3 protein-coding genes are annotated in these 3002 nt (G+C 77.3%); all 3 read left to right on the top strand.

Annotated features, from left to right (window positions below):
* Positions 1–148 precede the first annotated feature (148 nt).
* A complete protein-coding gene (gene disA / locus WCS02_RS19145) occupies positions 149–1225 on the top strand; it encodes a DNA integrity scanning diadenylate cyclase DisA (protein ID WP_340295877.1) in 1077 nt (358 codons plus the stop codon).
* A 122-nt stretch (positions 1226–1347) separates the two neighbouring features.
* A complete protein-coding gene (locus WCS02_RS19140) occupies positions 1348–2277 on the top strand; it encodes an HhH-GPD family protein (protein WP_340295878.1) in 930 nt (309 codons plus the stop codon).
* A gap of 38 nt (positions 2278–2315) precedes the next feature.
* Positions 2316–3002, top strand: a 687-nt coding sequence (locus WCS02_RS19135) for an efflux RND transporter periplasmic adaptor subunit (protein WP_340295876.1), incomplete at its 3' end; no start/stop codon positions are given.

The raw sequence follows: 3002 nt of genomic DNA, 5'->3' as shown, positions 1-3002 counted from the left end.
TGGGGCGCGGCCGGGCCGGGGCGCAGCCGGGCCGGGCGCTGCCGGGCCTGAGCCTCACGGCCTGCCCGCCGGGGCGGCCGGGCTCTACACTGCGGGCAGACCTGCGGCGGGTGGACACGGCGCGGGCACGACCCACGGGGGCCCTGCTGTGGACGCTACGGACGAACGGCTGCGCGAGGTGCTCGCGCTCGTCGCGCCCGGGACCCAGCTGCGCGACGGCCTCGAGCGCATCCTGCGCGGCCGGACCGGCGCGCTCATCGTCCTCGGCCTCGACGACACCGTCGAGGACATGTGCACCGGCGGCTTCGTCCTCGACGTCGGGTTCTCCGCGACCCGCCTGCGCGAGCTCGCCAAGATGGACGGCGCGATCGTCATCGACCACACCGGCAGCGGCAACATCGTCCGTGCCGGCGTCCAGCTGGTCCCCGACCCGCGCATCGAGACGCCCGAGTCCGGCACCCGGCACCGCACCGCGGACAAGGCGTCCAAGCAGTGCGGCTTCCCCGTCATCTCCGTCTCGCAGTCCATGACGCTCATCGCGCTGTACCTGGACGGGCGCCGCCACGTGCTCGAGGACTCCGGCGCCATCCTCGCCCGCGCCAACCAGGCCCTGGCCACCCTCGAGCGCTACGCCTCGCGCCTGGACGAGGTGACCGGCAACCTCTCCGCGCTGGAGATCGAGGACCTCGTCACCGTCCGGGACGTCGCCACCGTGCTGCAGCGGGCGGAGATGGTGCGCCGGATCAGCGAGGAGGTCCGCGGCTACGTCGTGGAGCTCGGCAGCGACGGCCGACTCGTCGAGCTCCAGATGGACGAGCTCATCACCGGCTTCGGCCTGGAGCTGCGCAGCGTGGTGCGCGACTACGTCGGCCCCGAGGGCACGGTCGCCGAGACGGAGGCCGCGCTGGCCGGCCTGGCGTCGCTGGACTCCTCGCAGCTGCTCAGCCTCGAGCAGGTCGCGCTGCGCGTGGCCCCACCCGTCGGCGAGCCCGGCCTGGACGCGACGGTGAGCCCGCGCGGCTACCGGATGCTGCACCGCCTGCCGCGCCTGCCGGACGTCGTCGTGGGCCGCCTCGTCGAGCGGTTCGGCAGCCTGCAGAAGCTGCTCGCGGCCGGGGTCGAGGACCTGCAGGGCGTCGACGGGCTCACGCTGTCGCGCGCCCGCGCCGTCCGCGAGGGCCTGTCCCGCCTGGCCGAGACCAGCATCCTCGAGCGGTACGTCTGAGCGAGCGGCCCGCCGGACCTGACGCTGGTCCCGTCGGCCCCGGCCCAGGCGCCTGTCCCGTCGGCTCCGGCGCAGGCAGGCAGCCCGCAGACGTGGTCGCCGCTGGCGACCTGGGCGGGGACATGCACCTGGTGGACGCCGGCGGCCTGGTCGACGACGTCGTCACCTGGTACGCGGGCGCGGCACGGGACCTGCCGTGGCGGGCGCCGGGCGTCGACGCGTGGGCGGTGCTGGTCTGCGAGGTGATGTCCCAGCAGACCCCCGTCGCCCGGGTCGTGCCGCGGTGGCTCGCCTGGCTCGAGCGGTGGCCCACCCCGACCGCGCTCGCCGACGCCCCCGCCGGGGAGGCGGTGCGGATGTGGGACCGGCTCGGCTACCCCCGCCGGGCGCTGCGCCTGCACCAGGCCGCGACCGTCGTCCGCGACCAGCACGGCGGCGTCCTCCCCCGCACCAGCACCGAGCTCCTCGGCCTGCCGGGCGTCGGGCCGTACACGGCGGCGGCGACCGCGGCGTTCGCGAACGGGGAGCGGGTCGTGGTGCTGGACGTCAACATCCGGCGCGTCCTCGCCCGGGTCACCGAGGGCGTCGACGCGCCGCCCGGCGCCCCGACCCGCGCCGAGACCGCGCGGGCGCAGGCGCTGCTGCCGGACGACGCCGCCCGGTCGGCCCGCTGGAACGCCGCCGTCATGGAGCTGGGCGCCACGGTGTGCACGGCGCGGGCGCCACGGTGCGGCACCTGCCCGGTCGGCGCGCGGTGCGCCTGGGCGGCCGGCGAGGAGAGCCGGGCGTCCGGGACCGACGCCGTCGAGACCCACGCCCCTGGGACGCGGGTCGTGCGGCCCCGCACCACGCGCCCGCAGGCGTGGCTGGGCACCGACCGGTTCGTCCGCGGCCTCCTCCTGGCCGAGCTGCGCGCCGAGCACGGCACGGTGCCGACCGAGACGCTCGAGGCCGTCGGGGACGAACCGGCGCAGACCCGGCGGTGCCTGGACAGCCTCCTCGCCGACGGCCTCGCCGTCGCCGCGCCGGGGGGCTACCGACTTCCCGGGTAGGCGTCGACGCCCCGGTCACCACCTGCCACAGTCACCCCATGCAACCCGGGGGGGACCTGCGACGCCGCCGTCGCACGCGGACGTGGATGGTCGTGGTCGGCGTCGTGCTGGCCGTGCTGCTGGTGCTCGGCGTCGCCGGGTTCCTCGGCGTGCGCTTCGTGTCGGGGCTGGTCGGCGACGCCGGCGCCGGCTTCGACGGGGGCCCGGGCGAGGTGCTCGGCGAGACGGACGTGCCCGTCGAGCGGATGGACCTCACCTCGACCGTCGCGGCGACGGGTTCCCTCACCGCGGGTCGACCGGTCACGCTCGGCTTCACCGGGTCCGGCGAGGTCACCGCGGTCGACGTGGCCGTGGGCGACCGGGTCGTCCCCGGGCAGGTCCTCGCTCGGCTCGACCCCCGCCTGGCCCAGCTCGACCTCGACGCCGCCGAGGCGACCCTGGTGGCCGCCGAGCGCGCCGCCGGGCTCACCACCTCAGACGACGGTGCCGTCGCCACCGAGGCGCAGGCCGCCGAGGCCCGCGTCAGCGTCGCCTCGGCCCGCACCGCCCTGGCGAGCACGCTGGAGGTCGTCGAGGCCAACGAGTCCGCGCTGGACTCCGCCGTGGCCGCCGCGGGCCGCCAGCGGGACCGGGACGCCGCCGCCGCGACCGAGGCGCAGACCGCGCTCACCGCCGCGCAGGCGGCCCAGACCCCTCCCGCCGCCCGGCAGGCCGCCGAGGCCGAG

The organism is Aquipuribacter hungaricus (assembly GCF_037860755.1).
Classification (GTDB): domain Bacteria; phylum Actinomycetota; class Actinomycetes; order Actinomycetales; family JBBAYJ01; genus Aquipuribacter; species Aquipuribacter hungaricus.
This window is presented reverse-complemented; position numbering and strand designations above follow the sequence as displayed.